Origin of the sequence: Alloacidobacterium dinghuense, from assembly GCF_014274465.1 — a bacterium.
In the GTDB taxonomy this organism is placed as follows: Bacteria; Acidobacteriota; Terriglobia; order Terriglobales; family Acidobacteriaceae; genus Alloacidobacterium; species Alloacidobacterium dinghuense.
The window spans coordinates 6,116,545-6,137,048 of record NZ_CP060394.1 but is presented as its reverse complement, the minus strand read 5'-3'; the positions used below and the strand labels follow the sequence as shown (position 1 = coordinate 6,137,048).

General features: G+C 55.5%; 10 protein-coding genes. 6 read left to right on the top strand and 4 right to left on the bottom strand.

Going from position 1 to position 20,504, the window contains the following annotated elements; all coding sequences use genetic code 11:
• The first annotated feature begins 140 nt into the window (after positions 1-140).
• Positions 141-1,577, top strand: a complete 1,437-nt coding sequence (locus tag H7849_RS25800) for a M20/M25/M40 family metallo-hydrolase (RefSeq protein WP_186743305.1) — start codon at positions 141-143, stop codon at positions 1,575-1,577.
• 82 nt (positions 1,578-1,659) lie between these two features.
• Here H7849_RS25800 and H7849_RS25795 read toward each other — a convergent pair whose 3' ends face one another.
• The gene (locus tag H7849_RS25795; protein ID WP_186743304.1) at positions 1,660-5,442 is read right to left on the bottom strand and encodes a TonB-dependent receptor; all 3,783 of its coding nucleotides are present in this window, start codon (positions 5,440-5,442) and stop codon (positions 1,660-1,662) included.
• A gap of 427 nt (positions 5,443-5,869) precedes the next feature.
• Between H7849_RS25795 and H7849_RS25790 the strand changes: the two genes are divergently transcribed.
• From H7849_RS25790 to H7849_RS25775, 4 genes are all read left to right on the top strand, one after another.
• Positions 5,870-8,062 (top strand): CocE/NonD family hydrolase, encoded by a 2,193-nt coding sequence (locus H7849_RS25790; RefSeq protein ID WP_251106495.1) that lies wholly within the window; start codon positions 5,870-5,872, stop codon positions 8,060-8,062.
• Positions 8,063-8,334: 272 nt separating this feature from the next.
• Positions 8,335-11,727 carry a TonB-dependent receptor gene (locus tag H7849_RS25785; protein WP_186743303.1) on the top strand — a complete coding sequence of 1,131 codons (3,393 nt, stop codon included), beginning with the start codon at positions 8,335-8,337 and terminating at the stop codon, positions 11,725-11,727.
• Between the two features lie 237 nt (positions 11,728-11,964).
• Positions 11,965-13,350, top strand: a complete 1,386-nt coding sequence (locus H7849_RS25780) for an alkaline phosphatase family protein (RefSeq protein ID WP_186743302.1) — start codon at positions 11,965-11,967, stop codon at positions 13,348-13,350.
• A 154-nt stretch (positions 13,351-13,504) separates the two neighbouring features.
• On the top strand, positions 13,505-14,557 hold the full coding sequence (locus tag H7849_RS25775) for an alpha/beta fold hydrolase (RefSeq protein WP_186743301.1): 1,053 nt from the start codon (positions 13,505-13,507) through the stop codon (positions 14,555-14,557).
• 192 nt (positions 14,558-14,749) lie between these two features.
• Here H7849_RS25775 and H7849_RS25770 read toward each other — a convergent pair whose 3' ends face one another.
• A complete protein-coding gene (locus H7849_RS25770) occupies positions 14,750-15,307 on the bottom strand; it encodes a DinB family protein (RefSeq protein ID WP_186743300.1) in 558 nt (185 codons plus the stop codon).
• Positions 15,308-15,844: 537 nt separating this feature from the next.
• Here H7849_RS25770 and H7849_RS25765 point away from each other — a divergent pair.
• Positions 15,845-16,906 carry a CgeB family protein gene (locus H7849_RS25765; protein ID WP_186743299.1) on the top strand — a complete coding sequence of 354 codons (1,062 nt, stop codon included), beginning with the start codon at positions 15,845-15,847 and terminating at the stop codon, positions 16,904-16,906.
• Here the strand turns inward: H7849_RS25765 and H7849_RS25760 are convergent.
• The gene (locus tag H7849_RS25760) at positions 16,899-18,617 is read right to left on the bottom strand and encodes a CRTAC1 family protein (protein WP_251106494.1); all 1,719 of its coding nucleotides are present in this window, start codon (positions 18,615-18,617) and stop codon (positions 16,899-16,901) included. The two genes, H7849_RS25765 and H7849_RS25760, sit on opposite strands and share 8 nt — an antisense overlap.
• Positions 18,614-20,380, bottom strand: a complete 1,767-nt coding sequence (locus H7849_RS25755) for a CRTAC1 family protein (protein WP_186743298.1) — start codon at positions 20,378-20,380, stop codon at positions 18,614-18,616. Before H7849_RS25755 ends, H7849_RS25760 begins: the two co-directional genes overlap by 4 nt.
• Positions 20,381-20,504: the final 124 nt, after the last annotated feature.

Here is a 20,504-nt window from a genome sequence, read left to right as displayed (position 1 = left end):
CTACCTTTTGCAGAAACTTATTTTCTGGTTGACGATAACATCCGCCTGCACGCGTCTCCAAACAATTCCCGCATGCGCTTTCTTTCGCAAACGAGCCATGCAATCTGTTACTTTTTGACTTTACTGGAAAGGGGAAATACATGCGCTGTTCCGCTGCGCTGAGCCTGCTTGCGCTCTGCGCTTTCACATCTGTCCTAAGTCCAAAATACTGCTCCGCCCAGGTCGACGAACAAACACGCCAGCTTGCCCACGATGTGTTTCAACAGCTGATCGAGATCAACACCACTGACTCGGTCGGCAACGTCACGACGGCATCGGAAGCCATGCAGCAGCGCTTCCTGGATGCCGGCTTCTCGAAGGTCGATATGTATCTCGGCGGCCCGAACGACCGCAAGAAGAACCTCGTCGTTTGCTTCAAGGGAACTGGCCAGAAAAAGCCTATCCTGTTTATCGGCCATCTCGATGTTGTAGAAGCGCGCCGCGAAGACTGGACCACTGATCCATTCAAGTTTGTCGAAAAGGATGGCTTCTACTACGGACGCGGCACACAGGACATGAAGGAGAGCGACGCGATCCTCGTCACCACCTTCATTCGCCTCAAGAAGGAAGGCTATAAGCCCGATCGCGATCTCATCCTCGCACTCACTGCGGATGAAGAAGGCGGCAAATCGAACGGCGTCGATTGGCTGATCAAGAATCAGCGCAATCTCATAGATGCCGAGTATGTCGTGAATCCCGACGGCGGCGGCGTCGATGTACAGAATGGTAAGCCCACCAACATGGACGTTGACGCCACGGAGAAGCTCTACGGCGATTACCAGCTCACCGCTACCAATCCTGGTGGACACAGCTCGCTCCCCGTGCCCGACAACGCTATCTATCACATCGCCGACGCATTGCAACGCCTGCAGAATTACACGTTTCCATTTGAGCTGAACGCCATCACGCGGGCTTACTTTGAAAAGATGAGCACCATCGAATCCGGGCAGACGGCGGAGGACATGAAGGCGATTCTCGGTGCCTCTCCAGACAAAGCTGCCATCCAACGACTGTCTGAAAATCCGGAATACAACTCCATCATGCACACAACGTGCGTGGCCACTCGTCTTTCTGGAGGTCACGCCAACAATGCCCTGCCGCAGACCGCGCAGGCCAACGTTAACTGCCGCATCCTGCCTGGACATTCGCTTGAAGAGACGCGCCAGGATCTGATCCAAATCTTCAACGACCCAAAGATCACGGTGCGCTACGTCGACAACTCCGGCGATGCCTTCGACACCGCCCCCGACCGCAAAGCATTACCGCCCGCAGCCCTGAAGCCTGAAGTCATGCAGCCGCTCGAAGCCATCGTGGCGAAGATGTGGCCGGGCATTCCCGTCATCCCAACCATGGCGACCGGAGCCTCCGATGGAGTCTTCACCAACGCCGCCGGGATGCCGACCTATGGCATTTCAGGAATCGCACTGGAGACAAACGATGTTCGCGCCCACGGAAAGGACGAGCGCGTGCCCATCGATTCGTACTACAAGGGTGTCGATTTTTACTACCAGTTGGTGAAAGGGCTTGGTTCCGAATAGACCCTGATCGCAATCTTCACAGGCAAAGGGAAAGGCCCTATTCCTCAACACAGATAGGGCCTTGTTGATGGCTTTCGGGTGCTTAGAAGCTGTATCGCAGCGAGAACTGCATCTTTCTCGGCCCCGACAACGTTGCGCTATAAACTCCCAGCGTGCCGCTTGTAATTGAGGAGTTTAGAAACGATGGGTTCGTATCAAAGCGCACTGAGTTCGTGACGTTGAATACCTCCCAGGCGAACTTTATGTTCTGCCCTTCCGTTATTTTCCATGTCTTTGACAAGCCGGAATCGATATTGAAGATGCCATCGCCGCGGAAGTTGTTGCGCTCGCCTGCTTCACCCGGATACGGCAGCCGGACGGGAGAGCCACCGCTCGACACACCACTATTAATTGCATCAGGGTCGTCAAAGACCTGCGGTTCTCCATTTGAATCGAGATGTTTGCGCAGCTTCACGTTGCCCGTGACCACGCCTGCGCTTTCAATCTGCCAGTTTGTAGCCCAGCCTGGAGCGAGAATGGTGAACGGCAGCCCTGTCGTCCAGCGGTTCAAACCGGACCACTGCCAGCCGCCAATGAATGCATTCACCACCCCGTTCACATTTCCCGCAAAATGCTGCCCTCTGCCAAACGGAAGGAGGTAGACCCAATCCACGGTAATTAGGTGCGTTGTATCAAAGTCAGAAACGCCGCGATTCAGGTAGGGTTTCCAGCTATTCAGAATGGTGCTGAACGCTGAGGTACCACTCCCTGCTCCGTTTCCACCAACATAGAGTTCGCTGGCACGTTCCGTGTCCGAACCCATATCGATGGAGCGGGAGTAGGTATAGCTGAAATCAAACTGGAGGCCATGGCTGAGAGGATGCCGCAGCACAATCTGGCCCGCGTTGTAATAACTCATGCCAATGGAAGACCACGCATACAGTGATGAGAACTGGTCCTGCCAGAAACGCGTCATCGGATTGCCAGCCGCATTTGTCGGGCAGTTATAGGGCTTTTGGAGCCTGGCGTTGTAGCAGAAGTAATCAATGTCAGCCAAAGCCGTGGTCTCGCCCGCTCCATAGCGGTTAGGCGCCCATTCATTGTTGTAGATGGCCTGCGTCGCGCTTTCACCTGTATAGTCAAAGCCGGCCATATAGGAAAAGACATCTTCGAAATAGGGAATAGCCGGAACGTTCACGTTGGTGTTGTTGCCGCTGTAAGGGCCGTTGCCGTCATTCTGATCGACGATTTTTGACAGCTGTGAGCCTGCTGTGAAGTAGTCGATCCCGCTTTTTGTATCCACAAGGTCGACCGGCTCTGCAAGATCGAGTTGCTGCAGCAAATGGCGACCCATCCGCCCAACGTATGCGAAGTCGACGGTAAAGCCACCCGGCAACTCACGCTGCACCGAAAAATCTATGGATTCGGAGTAGGGGGTCTTCAACTTATCGTCCACTCCCCACGTAATGAGGAATGAATTTGACGGGACGAGGTAAGGATAGGAGATGGGATTGGAAGCCGGCGGCAACGGAATTGACGGCAATGTACTCCTCCCTGTGAACCTGGGGGACGTGCTGGTGAACTGCGTTCCAGCGGGGTTTGTGAGGCTGGTCGTCAACCCGAACGAGCCTAACTGATCAAAAGAATTGACGATGGATTCGCCGTAGTGATCGTAGAAAATACCGAAGCCGCCACGAATCGAAGTCTTGCTATCGGGCGCCCACGCAAAAGCCAGGCGAGGAGCGATATTGTTCTTTGACTTCTGCCAATAGCCCGGCTGGTGATACACAGGTCCATTTGGCGCGAATGTCAGATCCTGTTCATATGCCTGTCCAGCCGCTGCTGCCACGCCACGCTGCATAAACCAATCGTGGGTATCGATGGTTGGGGCAATCTGTTGGCCGCTGGTTTCGTATGGAGTTTGGAGGATCGTGTGCCGCAGACCGAACGTCAGCGTGAAGTTAGGCCGGATACGCCATGCATCCTGTACGTAGTACTCGAACTCATTGGCCTTGAAATGACGGTTAATGAATGTGCCATCCGGAAAGAGATTGCCGGATGCACCGCCATTTGTTACCTGATAGTTGGATTGCTGGGTCAACGAAGGCACTGCGCCAATCAGATTGTCGTAGGCAATCTCATACGAATTACCGAAACCCCCATCCACTGCGGGTAGCCCGATGTTGTCAGGAGTCGGCGGAAAGTTACCCAGCCAGTACGGGTTCGTGCTTGCGTTGTTGTAAGAATTCTGATCCGATCCGCGGTTGTTATGGATCAGGCGCCAGTTACCGCCGAATTGAACACTATGGTTTCCCTTGGTCCAGCTCAAATTATCGACAATGTTGTTGACCGGCACGTCCACGACGGTGCTTCGAGTTTCTGCGGTTAGAGTCGACATGAAACGAAAATCGACATAGTCCCCCTGGCCCACCCCGCGATTGCTATAACCCTGCCGCGTGTAACCATACCGGATGTCGTTCACCAGGTTGGAACTGATCATCCATGTATCGCCAATTGCAAACCCCTTTGAGTTGTCGTCGGTAAAACTCTGGGCTGGCTGACCTGGAAACTGCTCAGTTCCCGTAGTCGTATCTTTTTGCAAATTTCCCCGGAAAAAGACACGCTGCTTTTCGTTTGGCACCCAGTCGATCTTTGCAATCGACGTATTCAATGTCGCCGGTGCCGGGGACGAGAACGTATAGGATCCGTAGTTGTAGCCATCACCTTGAGAAAACCCGTTATTCAGCGGGAATTGCTGAAAATACTGCTCTGCATAGGGATCAGGACCGGCACCCCAAGGGCAAACATTTGGCCCCGAGCAATCATCAAGCTGTCCAAGTTGTGCCGGAGTCAGTGTTACCGGATTGGAATTAGCAACATAGGTAAGATTTCCTGCCCGATAACTGGCCGTCGGAACGGTCTGAGTAACCTGGATATTCTCTGCCGTTCGCTGGCCTTCATAATTTCCGAAAAAGAAGAGCTTGTCTTTGATAATCGGGCCGCCCACTGCGGCGCCGAAGGTATTGCGAATCAGCTTGCCCGGGATATTCGGTTCGCCACTGGCCAATTGAGCCTGCTTGTTGAACCAATCGTTCGCGACGGTAAACGTGGGCCGGTGATACTCATAGGCGCTTCCATGAAACTTGTTCGTGCCGGTTTTTGTAACGAGGCTCACCTGCGCCCCGGAAGAGCGTCCTGCATCGGCGTTCGAATTGCTTGTAGTCACGCGGAACTCCTCCACCGAATCCAGCGTCTCGCGCAGAACGCCGGTAAACGCGAAGCCGTTTACCTGATCGTTGTCGTCCAGTCCATCGAGCGTAACGTTACCCTGGTCGGATCGACCTCCGTTCACCGCGCCGCTTCGGCTATCCGTCGTCTGATCATTGTCATGCCCAAGAAACAGAACACCGGGCTGCAGGGCGAGCAGCTCCGGCACGTTGCGGCCTTCGCTCGGCAGCGCCTGGATCGTCGCATTCGTCACCGAGTTACCGAGCGTCGCATCCGTTGTGTTCAACGTCTGCGCCTCGGCGGTAACGTTTATCACTTCTGCGCTTGCCTGCACGGATAGAGCAAAGTCAACTGTCGCTGGCTGATTCACCAACAATTCCGCAACCTTTGACTGGTCGCCAAATCCTGTCACCGATACCTTGATGGTGTATGTAGCGGGTGGAATCTGATTGAACTGGTAGTCACCACCGCTCGTGGATGTGGTTTGAAGAAGCTTGCCCGTTGAATTGTCCGTCAACGTGATCCTCGCGCCAGGCACGACAGCACCGCTTGGATCCTTGATGGTTCCGCGCAGAGATGTTGTCGCAGTCTGGGCAAATGTGAGTGAAGTCAGGGAAAGCACAAGTAGGAGAACGCAGAATGCGTGTCGCTTGGTCACAGATTCCTCCAGGAAGTGCAGCAGGACCGCTCCTAACGCAGCGGTCTTTTAGTTCGTAGTTCTTGCTATCTGTATTGCGGTAAGGTTCCCATTGTGTGCCAGCGACCCATAAGATTTCAATCAATTTCGCTTCGAGTTTTGCAGCACACAAAAATGAACTGGGTTATGAATGAAAAATTGGATTCCACCTAAATTAAACACCCATATGAACTTCTCCCATGTCCCATCAAAAATAATTATCTTCCGCATAAGCGCTGAAAATCCACGTCCGCCACGCCCATGCAGAATTTGCGGTTCACCCGGTTCGGGCACAATTCGTCGCAGCCGCGATGACAAATGTTCAGCTCGGTGTAATTTCTCTAACTCTTCACGCCTCCGTCTGCTATGTTTCTCCTTTGTCCTTAGCCACGCAACCAAGGATCGAACTGTGTCGAGCCGCTGTATTTTCCGCACCTGTGTTATCGCTGCTCTAATCCTGCTTCCGCTGACGCAAGCTCCCTTCTCGGCCCATGGGGCTTCGGCTTCGCAGGCGAAAGCAGATGCAGCCACTCCGAAAGCAGATGCAGCCACTCTAGGCAAATATGCCGGCCAATACCGCTTCGACGATGAGCCCGATATCACACTCTCTTTCTTCACCGATGGCGGCCAACTCGCGGTCGAATCGACCCGAATCCCGCATACCCCCCTGCACGCAACCGGAACAGATAGTTTCTCCCCCGCCAGCAACAACCCTCGCTATGTCTTTCTGAGCGACGCCGCCGGCAAAGTCATCGGCGTAAAGCGCATTGCTGGCAAAGACGAAATGAAGGCCACCCGCGTCGGCGATCAGCCCCAGCACAACCACTTTCGCTCTTATGATCGCCATGAAGCGATGATCCCGATGCGCGATGGCGTTCGTCTTCACGCCGTCATGCTGCGTCCGACCGACACGAATCAACCACTGCCGATCCTGATGCAGCGCACGCCGTATGGAGTGGATGAGTTCAATTCCAATTCCATCAATGCCCGCTACACGGAGCTTGCGCAGGGCGGCTACATCTTTGTGATGGAAGACATTCGCGGCCGCTATGGGTCAGAGGGCAAGTTTGTGATGAACCGCCCCGTCGTTGACCATCATGATCCAAACTCATCTGATCTGAACGGCATTGACGAGACGACGGACGCCTACGACACGGTCGCCTGGCTCATGAAGAATGTCGCCAATAACAATGGCCGCGTCGGCGTGATGGGTATCTCTTATCCCGGCTTTCTTGCCATCGAATCCGGCATCGACGCGAACCCCGCGGTGAAGGCCATTTCGCCGCAAGCCCCCATGACCGATCTTTGGATCGGCGACGACTTTTTCCATAACGGAGCCTGGCGCCAGAGCTATGGATACGACTACGCCATCGGCCTTGAAACCAGCAAGGAAAATGCCTTCAGCAAGATCAACGGAGACGCTTACGACTTCTTCCTCGATGCCGGCTCGCTCTCCGGAGATATAAAAAAATCAGGATTCGGCGTATTGCCTACCTGGCAGGGCTTCATTGACCACCCCGGCTACGATCACTACTGGCAGATCCGCGCGGTTGAAAGCCACCTCACCAAAGTGACGGTGCCCACGCTCGAAGTTGGCGGCTGGTGGGATCAGGAAGACATGTGGGGACCGCAGGCTGAATACGCAGCGCTTGAACCGCATGACAAGAATGGAGAAGTTTTCATTGTGCTCGGCCCCTGGAATCATGGCCAATGGGCACGCACCACACGCTCTCTTGGCGAGGTAAACTTCGGTGCGTCTACCGGAGATCAGTTCCGCGCGCAGATCGAGGCGCCATTCTTCGCCCACTACTTAAAGGATGAAGGCGGGTTCGACCTCAAAGACACCGCATCCTTCCAGACCGGAACCAACCGCTGGATGCACTACAACCAGTGGCCTCCAAAAGAAGGCGTAACGACCAGAGACCTCTATCTCGACGCCGACGGTTCTCTCAGCTTCACCAAACCGGCAGGCAACGACGCGACAGCCTTCACTACCTACACCTCTGATCCGGCAAACCCGGTTCCCTACCGCAAGCGCCCCATTGAAGCCACCTACGCACCGACCGGCTCAGGCTGGTACACCTGGCTCGTGCAGGATCAAAAGTTCTTGGGCAAGCGCAACGACGTTGCCATCTGGACTTCTAGTGTCCTTGACCAGCCGGTCACGATCACCGGAGACATCGTGGCAGATCTCTTTGCTTCCACCTCCGGCACAGACTCCGACTGGATCGTGAAGGTCATCGATGTCTACCCCGACGATCCTTCGCTCGGGAAGATGTCCGGAGCGCAGCTGATGATCGTCGATGAGATCTTCCGCGGTCGCTACCGCAAAAGCTATGAACGCCCGGAACCGATCCCGGCGAATCATCCTGAAGAATTCAAGTTCAGCCTCCACGGTGCGGACCATGCCTTCCTCAAAGACCATCGCATCATGGTGCAGGTGCAGAGTACATGGTTTCCGCTTTATGACCGCAACCCGCAGACATTCGTGCCCAACATTATGACCGCTGCGCCGTCCGACTACAAATCCGCCACCCAACATATCTATGGATCGGCTGAGCACCCCTCGCACATCATTCTTCCCGTCGCTGCCGAGAACTAACCCCGCCGTAACCCGATCAAAATCTGCTCTCAAGGTGGACGCCAAAGGTGCGCGCGTCATCTGTTGGCAAAATGTGTAACGCCGAATGGGCTGCCGCTACTCCGCATCCCCTGAAAACGCTTTCATTGCGTTGAAAATATTCGGGTTTCCCAGCACAAATCCATGTCACCTGTTTGACGATCAGTTACTCAAATAACTAACCTTTAGCCAGATAAAACCCACGAGGCCAACTTGTTTCACCAAAGGCAACACAACGAAAGGACACATTTCAAATGTGCGACCCAGTACCCTCCCCTCTACGCAGGCGGCTTTGTTGTAGCCTCCTGCTCCTCATCGCATTCTTCGTTACAAGAAATACGCCTGCTCAGACCGTAACCGGGAACATCACGGGAACGGTGACCGACCCGAGCGGCGCGATTGTTTCCGGAGCCAACGTTACCGCTACCGACACCGCCACTGGAATCCAAACCCAGGCCACGACCAACGAATCGGGCGTCTATACCATCCGCTTTCTCCCCATCGGCCAATATCAGGTTTCCATCTCGGCCTCGGGATTTGTCACAGCGCAATATCCGCCGTTTCAACTTGAAATCAATCAGAGCGTCAAGATCGACGGCAAACTGCAAGTCGGCGCAACCACGCAAACCGTGAGCGTCCAAGCCGATGTCGCTCCCATTCTCAACACCACGGATGGCTCGCGCGGTCTGGTTCTCTCTACCAATGAAATTCAGAATGTCCCGCTCAACGGACGTAACTTCTCAAGCATCACCTTGTACGTCCCTGGAGCCATCAACACCGATCCCACCGGCATGACCGGCAGCAACGGCATCGAGCGTAACACCTACAACAACGGCATCGCGTCCATCAACGGCAACCGCAATCAGGCGAACAACTACACCCTCGACGGCATTGACATGAACGAGGGCCAGAACAACCTCATCGCCTACAACCCTGCGCCGGACGCCATTCAGCAGATCAACGTCATTTCTGCCAACGCGCCTGCCGAGTACGGCAACGTCAACGGTGGAGACGTGATCAGCGTTCTCCGGAGTGGAAGCGATCACTTCCACGGATCGGCCTACGCATTTCTTGAGAACTACAACCTGGACGCCAACAGTTGGGGCAACAAGCATCAGGTGCCCATTATTCCCACGAACCCCTACACGCAGACCATCTTCGGCGGAACGATCGGTGGCCCCATCCTGCACCACAGGCTCTTCTTCTTTGCCGATTATGAAGGCGTGCGCAAACATACCGGCGGCACCGGCATGGCCAGCGTCCTTACCGGCGCCATGCGCGCGGGTGATTTCTCTTCTCTGCTCCCGGCTGGAATCCAGCTCTACAATACGCAGAACAACTTTGCCCCTTACAACAACAACCAGATTCCGGTTGTGAACCCGGTCATTCAGTACCTCGCCGCGCATCCCCAGTACTACCCTCTGCCCAATGCATCGCCAACCGACAACCTACTCCAGAACAACTATCAGGGAGCGCAGAGCAGCTTCATCGTCAACAATCAGGGTGACTTCAAAGTGGAATGGGACCCGCGCGATGCGGACAAGATCACCGGCTACTACGCACAGTCTGACGCCTTTGACGGCCAGGTTGCGGTGCTTCCCATCAGCTTCCCGCCACAGAACGTTTATCCCAGTAAGCTCTTCGGCGCGAACTGGGTGCACATCTTCTCACCCAACATCGTCAACTCCGCCCGCATCGGATTTACCCGCGTCCGCTGGGACAACAGCATTCCCACCGACCCAACAGGAGCCTTCGGCCTGACTGGAAATAACGTCGTCGGCATTCCCTTTGGGACACAGATTTATCCCGGCTTCTCCGGACAGAGCCTCAACAACAACGCAAGTTATCTCGGCTCGCCGGCAAACATTCAGGTGATCCGTGACAACACCTTCAGCTATGGCGACAACCTCACCTGGCAGCACGGTCTGCACTTCTTCAGCATGGGCGTTGAGGCCATCCGCTATCAGCAGAACTACTTCAACGCCGACAACTTCGGCTTCCTTGGAACCTTCAACTACAACGGTAATTTCACCTCAAATCCCGATCCCAGCGTCACCAACGGCGCCGGTTACGGACCAGCCGACTTCGTGCTCGATCGCGTAAGCCAGGCGGAAATCGCGGGTCCTAATGGTCTCGTCGGCAACCGCCAGTGGCGCACCGCCGTCTTCTTCCAGGACGACTGGAAGATCATGCCCAATCTCACCCTCAACCTCGGCATCCGCTACGAGTTCGATCAGCCCTGGTATGAGGTCAACAACAAGACAGCCAACGTTCTGCTCGCTACCGGTCAGGTCATCTACGCGCACAGCATTCCCGCCGGCGCTGCACCAGGTTCGGGCCTTTGCAATAACCGCGCTTGCTATCAACCGAACTACACGCAGATCATGCCGCGCATCGGATTCGCCTGGCAGGCAACACCCCGTTTCGTCCTCCGCGGCGGATACGGCGCTTCCAGCTTCTTTGAAGGCAACGCCGGCAACCAGCGGCTCACCTCCAGCCCGCCGTTTGTTCTGGCAAACAACAAGCTGGCGCTTGCGCCGACGGTAGGCAATGGTGGCACGCCCTATACCGTCGAGGAAGGCTTCAGTTCCAACCCCGGCGACATCAACTATGCCGGACAGGGTTACGGCGCATGGCCGCAGAACATTCAGCCGGCCTATATCCAGGAATTCAGCCTGACCACCGAGTACGCATTGAACCCGAGCACTTCGCTGTCCGTTGGCTATGTTGGCGAAACCGGCCAGCACCTCATCGACTACCGCAACGCTAACCAGCTTCCGTATGCCGGCGCCACGGCTCCCTATCTCAACCTCGTCGGTCAGGGCGGCCCTCTGCTGCTCACCGAATCAAACGCCATGATGAACTACAACGCCGGACAGGCGACGCTGCGTCATCGCGCCACCCGCGGCTTTGAGTACACCGTGAACTACACTTATGCCCGCGCTATGACGAACAGCGCTGGAAACTATGGCGTGCCGAACGTCAACGGCCAGAATGGAGCCTTCCAGAATGGCTATAACGGCCACGCCGACTACGGCCCTGCCGGACAGGACGTGCGCAATGCCTTGTCGGCAATTGGCGTCTATGCACTTCCCTTCGGCCGCGGACAGCAATTCGGATCTCACGTAAACCGTGTGGTCGATACCTTCGTCGGCGGCTGGTCGCTCTCCGGATCGGTCATTGCCTACTCCGGCTTCCCCGTCACCATAAACTCGCCTGTTTCCAGCAACACCAATAGCTACGGCCAGGAACGCGCGAACCAGTACCGCAAATTCAAGATTCAAAACCGCAGCATCAACAACTGGTGGGGAACCGATCCATCTGTCCCGACCGCAACAAATTGTGTTACGCAGGGAGTTGATAACGGCGTTTGTGCCTACGGAAATCCCGCAAATAACGAGTTCGGGACCGCCAGTGTAGGCAGTGAGCGTGCTCCCGGGTACGAGCAGATCGATAGCTCCGCCTTCAAGGACTTCCACATCACTGAAAGCCAGACAGTCGGCTTCCGCGCCGATTTCTTCAATCTCTTCAACATTGCCAGCTATGGCAATCCCGACAATACAGTAGGACACTCCAGCTTCGGCCAGATCACCAGCGTCCGCTCGCCGGCGCGTCAGATCCAACTGTCGCTCCACTACAGCTTCTGAGCCATACTTCCCACAATCACAAGCAAGCACCGCAGATTCCGCGGTGCTTGCTATTGTTCGCGACAATTAAGTATTCCGGGGAAAGCGCACACGCAGGACGCCTCTGAGAGTGCTGGATACATCCCATCTGTTATTCATCCCCAATTAACCACTTCGCCGTTAACTTGCCCATACTGGTTGTGCGGGTGAATCCGCCTGACACCATGTGATCGGTACGTCGCCAAGGAGTAATCCCCCATGAGCATCAACCGCAGAGACTTCCTGCGCAACGCCGCCACCGCATCCGCCGCTGCCGGGCTTACGCCTGCCGTAGCTCGGATGCCCCGCGTCTCCGCCTCGTCGACACCGCTCCCTGCTCCAGGAAGCTCTGGAATCGAACACATCGTTGTCGTTATGATGGAGAACCGCAGCTTCGACCACCTGCTCGGCTGGCTTCCCGGCGCCAACGGCGCCCAGGCCGGCCTCGCGTACACCGACGGTCAGGGCATCAGCCATCCCACCTATCAGCTCACTGATTTCGTCGGCTGCTCTCATCCCGATCCGGACCACTCCTACACGGGCGGCCGCTCCGAAGTCGACGGCGGCAAAATGGACGGCTGGCTCCGCACCACCACCAACGACAATTTCTGCATCGGTTACTATACCGAGGACCAGCTCCCCTTCCTCAGCGGCTTCGCCCGCAATTTCACCACTCTCGACAACTACTTCGCCTCAATCCTCGGGCCAACTTTTCCGAATCGGATCTTCTCCTACGCGGCGCAGACCGATCGCATCTCTAACACCGTAGATCTTTCGAGCCTGCCTACCATCTTCGACAGCCTGCAAAACGCTGGAGTCAGTTGCCGCTACTATTTTTCTAACGTTCCCTTCCTCGCGCTGTGGGGGCTCAAGTATATCGACATCCCCCGCGTCTATGACGACTTCCTGCTCGACGCCTTCTTCGGCAATTTACCCTCGGTTTCGTTCCTGGATCCCCGCTACACCCTTCTCGACGATGGCCTCGGCAACGACGACCACCCGCATGCCGACATCCGCTCCGGCGAAGCCTTTCTCAGCCGCGTCTACAAAGCGCTGAAGGACAGCCCAAACTGGAAGAGCACCGTGCTGATCGTGAATCGCGACGAGTGGGGAGGCTTCTACGACACCGTCCCTCCACCGCGCGCCGCCGCGCCCAACGACGTCGACTCTGACATCGTGGACGGCAAGACCCTGCTCGGCTGTCGGGTTCCGGTAGTGGTCGCCTCTCCCTTCAGCAGCGGCAATCCCACCACTCCAAGGGTGAATTCGCTCGTCTACGACCACACTTCCGTCCTCAAGCTCATCGAATGGCGCTTCGGTCTCGCGCCGCTCACCCGCCGTGATGCTTCCAATGACGTCGCCAACCTCGCCTATGCCCTCGACTTCGAAAATCCCAACTTCCACCCACCATCGTTGGCCAAAGTAAACGCCCCGCCGCCAACCCCATGCGGCCCGGAGAGCATCCTGCCACTTGACGAGGGGAGTCAGAGCCTCGCGCTCTCAGCCGCCAATCGCCATTTAGCCGGCAAGGAAAACGAAAGCTACGACTTTTACGATCTCCTCATGAGCGAACGGACCGCAGGATGGCCCATTCCGGCTAGGTGAAGCCCAGGCGATAACTCAAAGTGGGAGACTTACATGTTCGATTTGTCGAAGATTCTTTTTAGATCGCGCTGACCACGTCCTGAAGCCATCAGCGAAGACAGGGAACTTCCGAGGGTCACGTGCGTATCCGAATGCTTAGGAGGCTGACACCCTCATGCTCCGACGCCATTTCCTGCTCGCTGGCACTGCTTTGCTGATTTCTTTCATAACGCCTCTTCATTCGCAAAACGGCACCACGTGGAAAGATCCTTCACCGCATGCAGTCCGGTTCGTGACGGTTAGCGACGGTGTTCGGCTGGAAGTGCTGGACTGGGGCGGTTCCGGCGCACCAGTGGTGCTGCTGGCAGGAGGCGGAGACACTGCGCATATGTTTGACGACTTCGCGCCCAAGCTCACGACTCACAATCATGTTTACGGGATTACCCGGCGCGGGTTCGGTGCTTCTGGTTTTGCAGACGCGACCGACGCAGGTGAACGGCTGGGCAAGGACGTTCTCGCCGTAATCGATGCCCTTAAACTCGATAAGCCGATCCTGGTAGGACACTCTATCGCCGGCGCAGAACTAAGTTGGATGGCAAACCTGTATCCAGATCGGATTGCAGGCGTTGTCTACCTCGATGCTGGCTATTCCTACGCATTCGACGACGGAAAGGGAGCCGCAATTGCCGACATGATGAAGCTGAAGCCACCTCAACCCCCACCCCCCAGCGCAGCCGACCTGGCCAGCTTCAGGGCATTGCAAAGCTACGATGACCGCATGAATGGGTTCGAATTTCCAGAAGGAGAGCTTCACGAGGTGAGGCAAACCAATCCGGACGGAAGCGTCGGGGATTTTCGCAATCCTCCCGGTGGCGCGATGCTTATGAAGTTGATTTCAGGGGGACAAAAGTACACCAGGATTCCCGTTCCCTCTCTTTTCATTTTCGCCAATCCGCATAGCCTGGGAACCTGGGTTGATGCAAGTGCCGATGTGTCGGTGCGGTCCGATGCAAAGGCTTATTCCACCGCATTAGCAGCCATGACAGAGAGGCAGGAGAAATCAGTTGAAAGTGGTGTGCCCGTAGCCTATGTCATCACCATCCCCAATGGAAATCATTTCGTCTTCCTGTCGAATGAAATGGAGTGCTTGCACGCCGTGGAAGCTTTCCTCTCGAAGCTGAGTCAGCCCCATATTGTTCGAAGTGCGCTTCCACTCAGGCGCGAGTGACCGCGGAAAGCGGTGTTTGTTTGGGTTTAAGTTCGATAACCCGCTGGCGAATCTGGATGTTCAGTCGCAGGTTATTGGTTCCGGAGACGAGCGTTTTCGAAGGAATGAAAGCCCTCTCGTGGAGGTGCCGTAAATAGCAGGCGCAAGCACAACCACGATGAGGTTTGAGGTCGCCAACTCCCGACGTTTACTTTACTTCGGCGCTTGGGCAGGCGGATTTTCGCTGGTCGGCGGCACAATTCCCTTGATTCGCAAATAGGTCACCATGTTTCCATAGTGCTCGTCCGTATGCGCGGTATTGAGCGAAAGCAACGTGATCTTCGCTATGTCGAAGTTCATGAATTTCGTCATCTGAGCGCCCTTGGCATCGGTCATGCCTTCAAACGCTGTATTGCAATACGCAACGGCGTCCTTGAGCGCGGCTACCAGATCGGCCTTTGAGGTCTTCGTTTTTTCTATGCCCTTCCCAGGATTCTCTGCACCCGTGGCCAGCGAGCAGAAGAAGTAATTTTCCTCGGCCTCATGACCGACCAGTTGGCCAAAACTCCGAACTTCCGGCACTGGTTTGAACGAGTAGTTCTCTTCCGGCATTTTCTGAGCCGCGCCAATGACCGCGTTGCTCACATACCCATAGAGGCCTTTTTCGCTGGCGGTAATCGGATTCGCTGGTGGAGCAGTCGGCGTTTGTCCGTGTAGAACAACAGGAACGGCCATTACTGCGGCAAATAAAAACCAAAGTCTCTTGCTCAAATGACACCTCCGGCCAAAATCATGCCATACCCCGAACGGGTCCCGGAAGAGGATTGAGTCGAATCGAATCCCTTGTAAGACAGGCCGTTACCGAAATCAAATGAAGCAGTTACATGCCGTGCTGCCGGGCCTTCTCACGGCTTTTTCTCGGGCGCGGCAAGAATTAGATTTCGTAGCGCCGATTCCACCGATACGCGTCCTTCCATTCTCCCAGCCAGCGCTGTGACGAGTTCGCGAGCGTTCTTTTTTCTTGTCAAGAGGGTCGACTCGATCGGCAACGTCTAACTTACTTATCCTCTATGAGATAGAGGACAGCTGGCTCTGCAGGGAATTTCCCCTTAAATTGCTACAATAGAAATAGAGCGCAGTTCCCAAAGATTCATCCGCAGGCATCTCGTTAAGAATCAATAATTTGCAAATAAATTCCTTAGAATGAATGGGTTACGAGACAAGCTATTTTCGTAAAGCCAGCATTTTCAAGAATTTAGCAAAAAACGGGGGAGGGGTAGCAAACCCGACAACCGCCACCCATTACACATGGACGACCACACCCCGACCCGACGAAAAATCCTCTATGTAGCCAATCTCGAGTTCGCGGGAACATCGGTCCATCGCGTGGAAGCGATGAAGCGGCTCGGCCAGGAAGTCGTAACATTTACCCCCGCTGCTTCCCTTCCTCAGTCGCGCATTCTGGCCAAGCTTCGCTACTACTACCCGGTCGGGCCGCTGGTTTCCGGGGTAAACCGCGACCTGCTCAAAATGGTGCATAGAGAAAGGCCCGATGTCGTCTGGTTCGACAAGCCGTTGTTTTTCACACCGGAGACGATTCAAGAGATCAAGTCCACCGGCGCAACAACCGTTTGCTACAACCAGGACAATCCCTTCGGGCCGCGAAATGATGGCTGCTGGATGCAGTTCCTCCGTGCGTATCGGTACTTTGACCTGAATTGTCTTTTTCGCAAAGCCGATGTCATCCGCTACCAGGGTTGGAATCTGCCGTACATTGAACTCCAGTTCAGCCACGATCCGCAGCAGAACTTTCCGCCGCCAGCTGAATGGACAGATGCTCAGCGACACCGCGAAGTATCCTTTACCGGCAGCCCCTTCGACGACCGGGCAGAGTTCCTGATGACACTGGCCGAAAAACATCGGCTCCCGGTTCTGATCACCGGCCCACGTTGGGAACGCGGCCTGAACCAGCAACAGATTGAGAAGTACGTGACCGGCGGACTCCTGACTTCGGACGCCTATCGGGAAAACATCTGGCGGTCAAAGATCAACCTGGCCTTCGTAACCCATTCGAATGAAGACGATGTGGCGCACAAGGCCTTCGAGATCACGGCCTGCGGATCGTTTCTTCTCGCAGAGCGGACAGCTGCGCATCTCGCTGCATTCAAAGAAGACGAGGAAGCCGTCTTCTTCTCGACTGTGGAAGAATGTGCTGACAAAGCCCGCTACTATCTCGATCATGCATCGGAACGCGCATCAATCGCCAGTCGCGGACGAGAACGCGCCATAACCTCAGGCTATGACAACGACACGCAGTTGAAGCGTGTGCTGCTCAAACTCGACGGGATCGAGACGCGATCGGCTATTTAGAGGCCGCCTCGTCGACGGTCACGTACTGATCACCTTTCACGTCCTTGAGCGTTTGAACAATGCCGCTCGGCCAGCGGATTTCAACGCTCTGGGCCGATACGTCCTTGCCCAACCCGAAGTGCGCACGCGGGTCGCTCGATGAAAGATAGCCAACGCTCGTCGTCACCGTCTGCCACTGAGGCCCGGCAGAGGTCGTAATCTTGATCACCGCGCCGATGCCGTCGCGATTGCTCTTGTGGCCGATGAGCTTGATGCCAAGCCAGTGATTGCTGGTCTTTGTCTTGTTAAGCAGGACGTGCGCCGGACCGCCATTCTCGGTCACAACTGCATCGAGCAACCCGTCATTATTGATGTCGCCGATCGCCATCCCGCGCCCAACCCAGCGCTTTGTGAAGACATCACCCGACATCGCCGAGACATCGACAAACTTGGCGCCGTTGACATTCCATGCCAAAAGCAGGGGCTCGCGATAGTGAAGCTGCGGAAAGGTCTTCTCGATTGTGTCGAGATCGTGCCCCTGAGCAATCAGCATGTCTTTACGCCCGTCATTGTCGTAGTCGAGAAAACGAATGCCCCAGCCGGAATGCAGCAACGTCATGCCGCCGATGCCCGATGTGTAACTTGAATAGGTGAATGCACCGTCGCCGCTGTTCTGATACAGCGCATACTTCTGGTTCGCCAGGTTCGTTACAACAATGTCGGGCAGGCCGTCATTGTTGTAGTCGGAGAAGTCGACGCCCATGCCTGCGTATGTGCGGCCTTCGCCATCCACCGCGACCTCTGAATCGAGACCAACCTCTTCAAAAGTGCCATCTCCGTTGTTATGGAAGAGGAACTCGACCATCGAGTCGTTGGCAACGAAGATGTCCGGATGGCCATCGTGATCGTAATCAGCGATGGCGATGCCCAAAGCCTTGGCGGGCTTGTCGAGTCCGAGTTTGTGCGCCTCCTCTGTAAACGTTCCGTCGCCGTTGTTGTGATAGACCAGCATCGAGATGGGCTGGAAGACATCGGGATGACAGTATCCGCGATACCCTTCGCGATGCTCACCGCACCACAGGTCGTCCCAATCCCACTGGATATAGCGAAGGACCACCAGGTCCAGCCGCCCATCGTTGTCGAGGTCGACCCATGCTGCACTCGTTGACCAACCGCTGCCCGCGACACCGGCCTTGGCAGTCACATCCGCAAAAGTGCCATCTCCGTTGTTGTGGTAAAGCTTGTTTCCACCGTATGCCGTGACATACAGGTCTTCACGGCCATCGTTATCGTAGTCGCCGACGGCGACACCCATGCCATAACCGACACCCTGAAGACCAGCCTTCTCAGTAACATCTTCAAACGTTCCGTCGGCCTTCTGGTGATAGAGCCGATTCCAATACTCGGGTCCTGTCTTCTGAGGAATTGTTCCCTTTGGCGTGGGGTCGCTGAAAGGCGCACCGTTTACGAGGAACAGATCGAGACGGCCGTCATTGTCATAATCGAAAAGTGCGACGCCCGATCCCATCGTCTCGATCAGATATTTCTTTGAAGTATGCGGAGCTTGATGCTGGAAGTGAACTCCGACCGCGTCTGTCACTTCGACAAAGTTACCAGGAACCGGCTTTGGTTCCGCAGACGTCTGACTATGACTGACTGGGCACAGCAAAAACGACACGATGAGACTGGCAATGGTGCTGACCCTGCGTTGATTCCGGCGAAACCACATCATTTCGTCTTTGACTCTTTGCCGGACTTATCACATGCGACGCACAACTCATCCACGATTCCTTTGCCTTCCTGAACGGTGTAAATGCGGTCGATGTTTGGCAGGCTTAACTTCTCGACAAATCCGCTTGGCCAGTGAATCTCAACCTGATCGACCTTGGCCGTATCGCCCAGGCCAAAGTGGACGCGCTGATCGTTCGATGACAAATAGCTTCCGCCGCTCAGCACGTCGTCGCGTCGCTTGATTCCACCTGCGGTTAGATAGACGGCTGTGCCCACCGCATCGCGGGGACTCTTGGGGCCACCGATCAGCTTCAGTTCCACCCAGTGGTGCGTATCAGCATTCACATTGCGAAGTAGGACGGGCGTGCTATCCAGCACATTGATGACGACATCAATCTTGCCATCGTTAAAGAGGTCGCCGAATGCCGCCCCACGACCAGGGATCACGTCTGCCAAGCCTGTACCTTTTACCGGTGGAACATACTCGAATTTCTGGTTCTTAAGGTTGTGATAGAGCAGCGGACGCTCGGCGAAGCTGGTGCCCCAATCGTACTTGTCGACTTGCGGATAGACATGTCCATTGACCATGAGGATGTCTTTCCATCCGTCGTTGTCGTAATCAAGGAAGCCCACACCCCATCCGAGGAAGGGAATGCCTTCTTGAGCGATTCCGGCGTGATAGCTCACGTCGGTGAAATTGGCATCACCGTCGTTGTGATAGAGAACCTTGTAGTCATCCGAAAAGTCAGTGGCGACAATGTCGAGCAGCCCATTGTTCTGATAGTCGCCGACCGCGATACCCATGCCCGCGATCTCGCGGCCATCCTGATTCAGAGCGAATCCTGAGGCATAGCTGGCGTCTTCGAAGGTGCCATTGCCCTTGTTGATGTAGAGATAGTTGGGCGTGGAATCGTCAGCGACGATGAGATCGACTTTGCCGTCGTTGTTCAGATCGACAAAGATGGACGAAAAGCCGTAGTAGGCATTTGGATCAGTGACGCCGGCCTTCTCGCTCACATCAGCGAACGTTCCATCTCCATTGTTGTGGAAGAGATGATCATGCTCGCCTTGAAGGCCTCGTGGGCCGCACATGGTGGACACGCCGCGGAACTGGCATCCCGAAAAGGAAACGGACTTGGTGCCTGGGACCGGAGGATTATTGAAGTCGTAATGGATGTATCCGGGAACAAACAGGTCAAGTTTCCCATCTCCATCGTAGTCACCGAATGTGGCGCCTGTGGACCAATTGCCAAGCGTGACGCCGGCCTTCTCCGCAACGTCAGTGAATGTTCCGTCGTGATTGTTGCGGTAGAGGCGATTCTTGCCGAAGTTTCCCACAAAAATATCGGGCCATCCGTCGTTGTCAAAATCCCCGATGGCTACCCCAAAACCCCAGCGGTCATTTGTAACGCCCGCCTTCTCAGCCACATTCGTAAATGTGCCGTCGTGATTGTTGTGGAAGAGCGCGGCATGAGGTGCAGTCGCTTTGCCCTGTTCGGCTTCGTAGGTCGAACCGTTCACAAGATAGATGTCGAGCCATCCGTCATTGTCATAGTCGATCAGACCTACTCCAGAGCCATTCGTCTCAATGATGAATTGCTTCTCCGGAATCCCCATCTGGTGATGCCAGGTTGTCAGACCCGCCTGCTTGCTGATGTCCTGAAAGATGACGGGGCCGCTGTCTACAAATCCTCCAGCGGTAATCGGGCGATTTTCGGCATCATGGACCGGCGCATGAACGCCTCCGGTACTGTTGCCTCCCATTGGAGCCTGCGGAGGCGGAGGGGTTTGTCCATTAGTGGACGAGATTGCGAAAGAGAAGAGGAACAAAAGGGCCGCAAAGCTGCCTTTGCACAAGGAGCACTTTTCTTTACAACGGGACACGGGC

Excerpts from the sequence above, each read along its gene's own strand:
- H7849_RS25800 (WP_186743305.1), top strand. The coding sequence starts at position 141 with ATGCGCTGTTCCGCTGCGCTGAGCCTGCTTGCGCTCTGCGCTTTCACA.
- H7849_RS25785 (WP_186743303.1), top strand. The coding sequence starts at position 8,335 with ATGTGCGACCCAGTACCCTCCCCTCTACGCAGGCGGCTTTGTTGTAGC.
- H7849_RS25780 (WP_186743302.1), top strand. The coding sequence starts at position 11,965 with ATGAGCATCAACCGCAGAGACTTCCTGCGCAACGCCGCCACCGCATCC.
- H7849_RS25775 (WP_186743301.1), top strand. The coding sequence starts at position 13,505 with ATGCTCCGACGCCATTTCCTGCTCGCTGGCACTGCTTTGCTGATTTCT.
- H7849_RS25765 (WP_186743299.1), top strand. The coding sequence starts at position 15,845 with ATGGACGACCACACCCCGACCCGACGAAAAATCCTCTATGTAGCCAAT.
- H7849_RS25760 (WP_251106494.1), bottom strand. The coding sequence starts at position 18,617 with ATGATGTGGTTTCGCCGGAATCAACGCAGGGTCAGCACCATTGCCAGT.
- H7849_RS25755 (WP_186743298.1), bottom strand. The coding sequence starts at position 20,380 with ATGGGAGGCAACAGTACCGGAGGCGTTCATGCGCCGGTCCATGATGCC.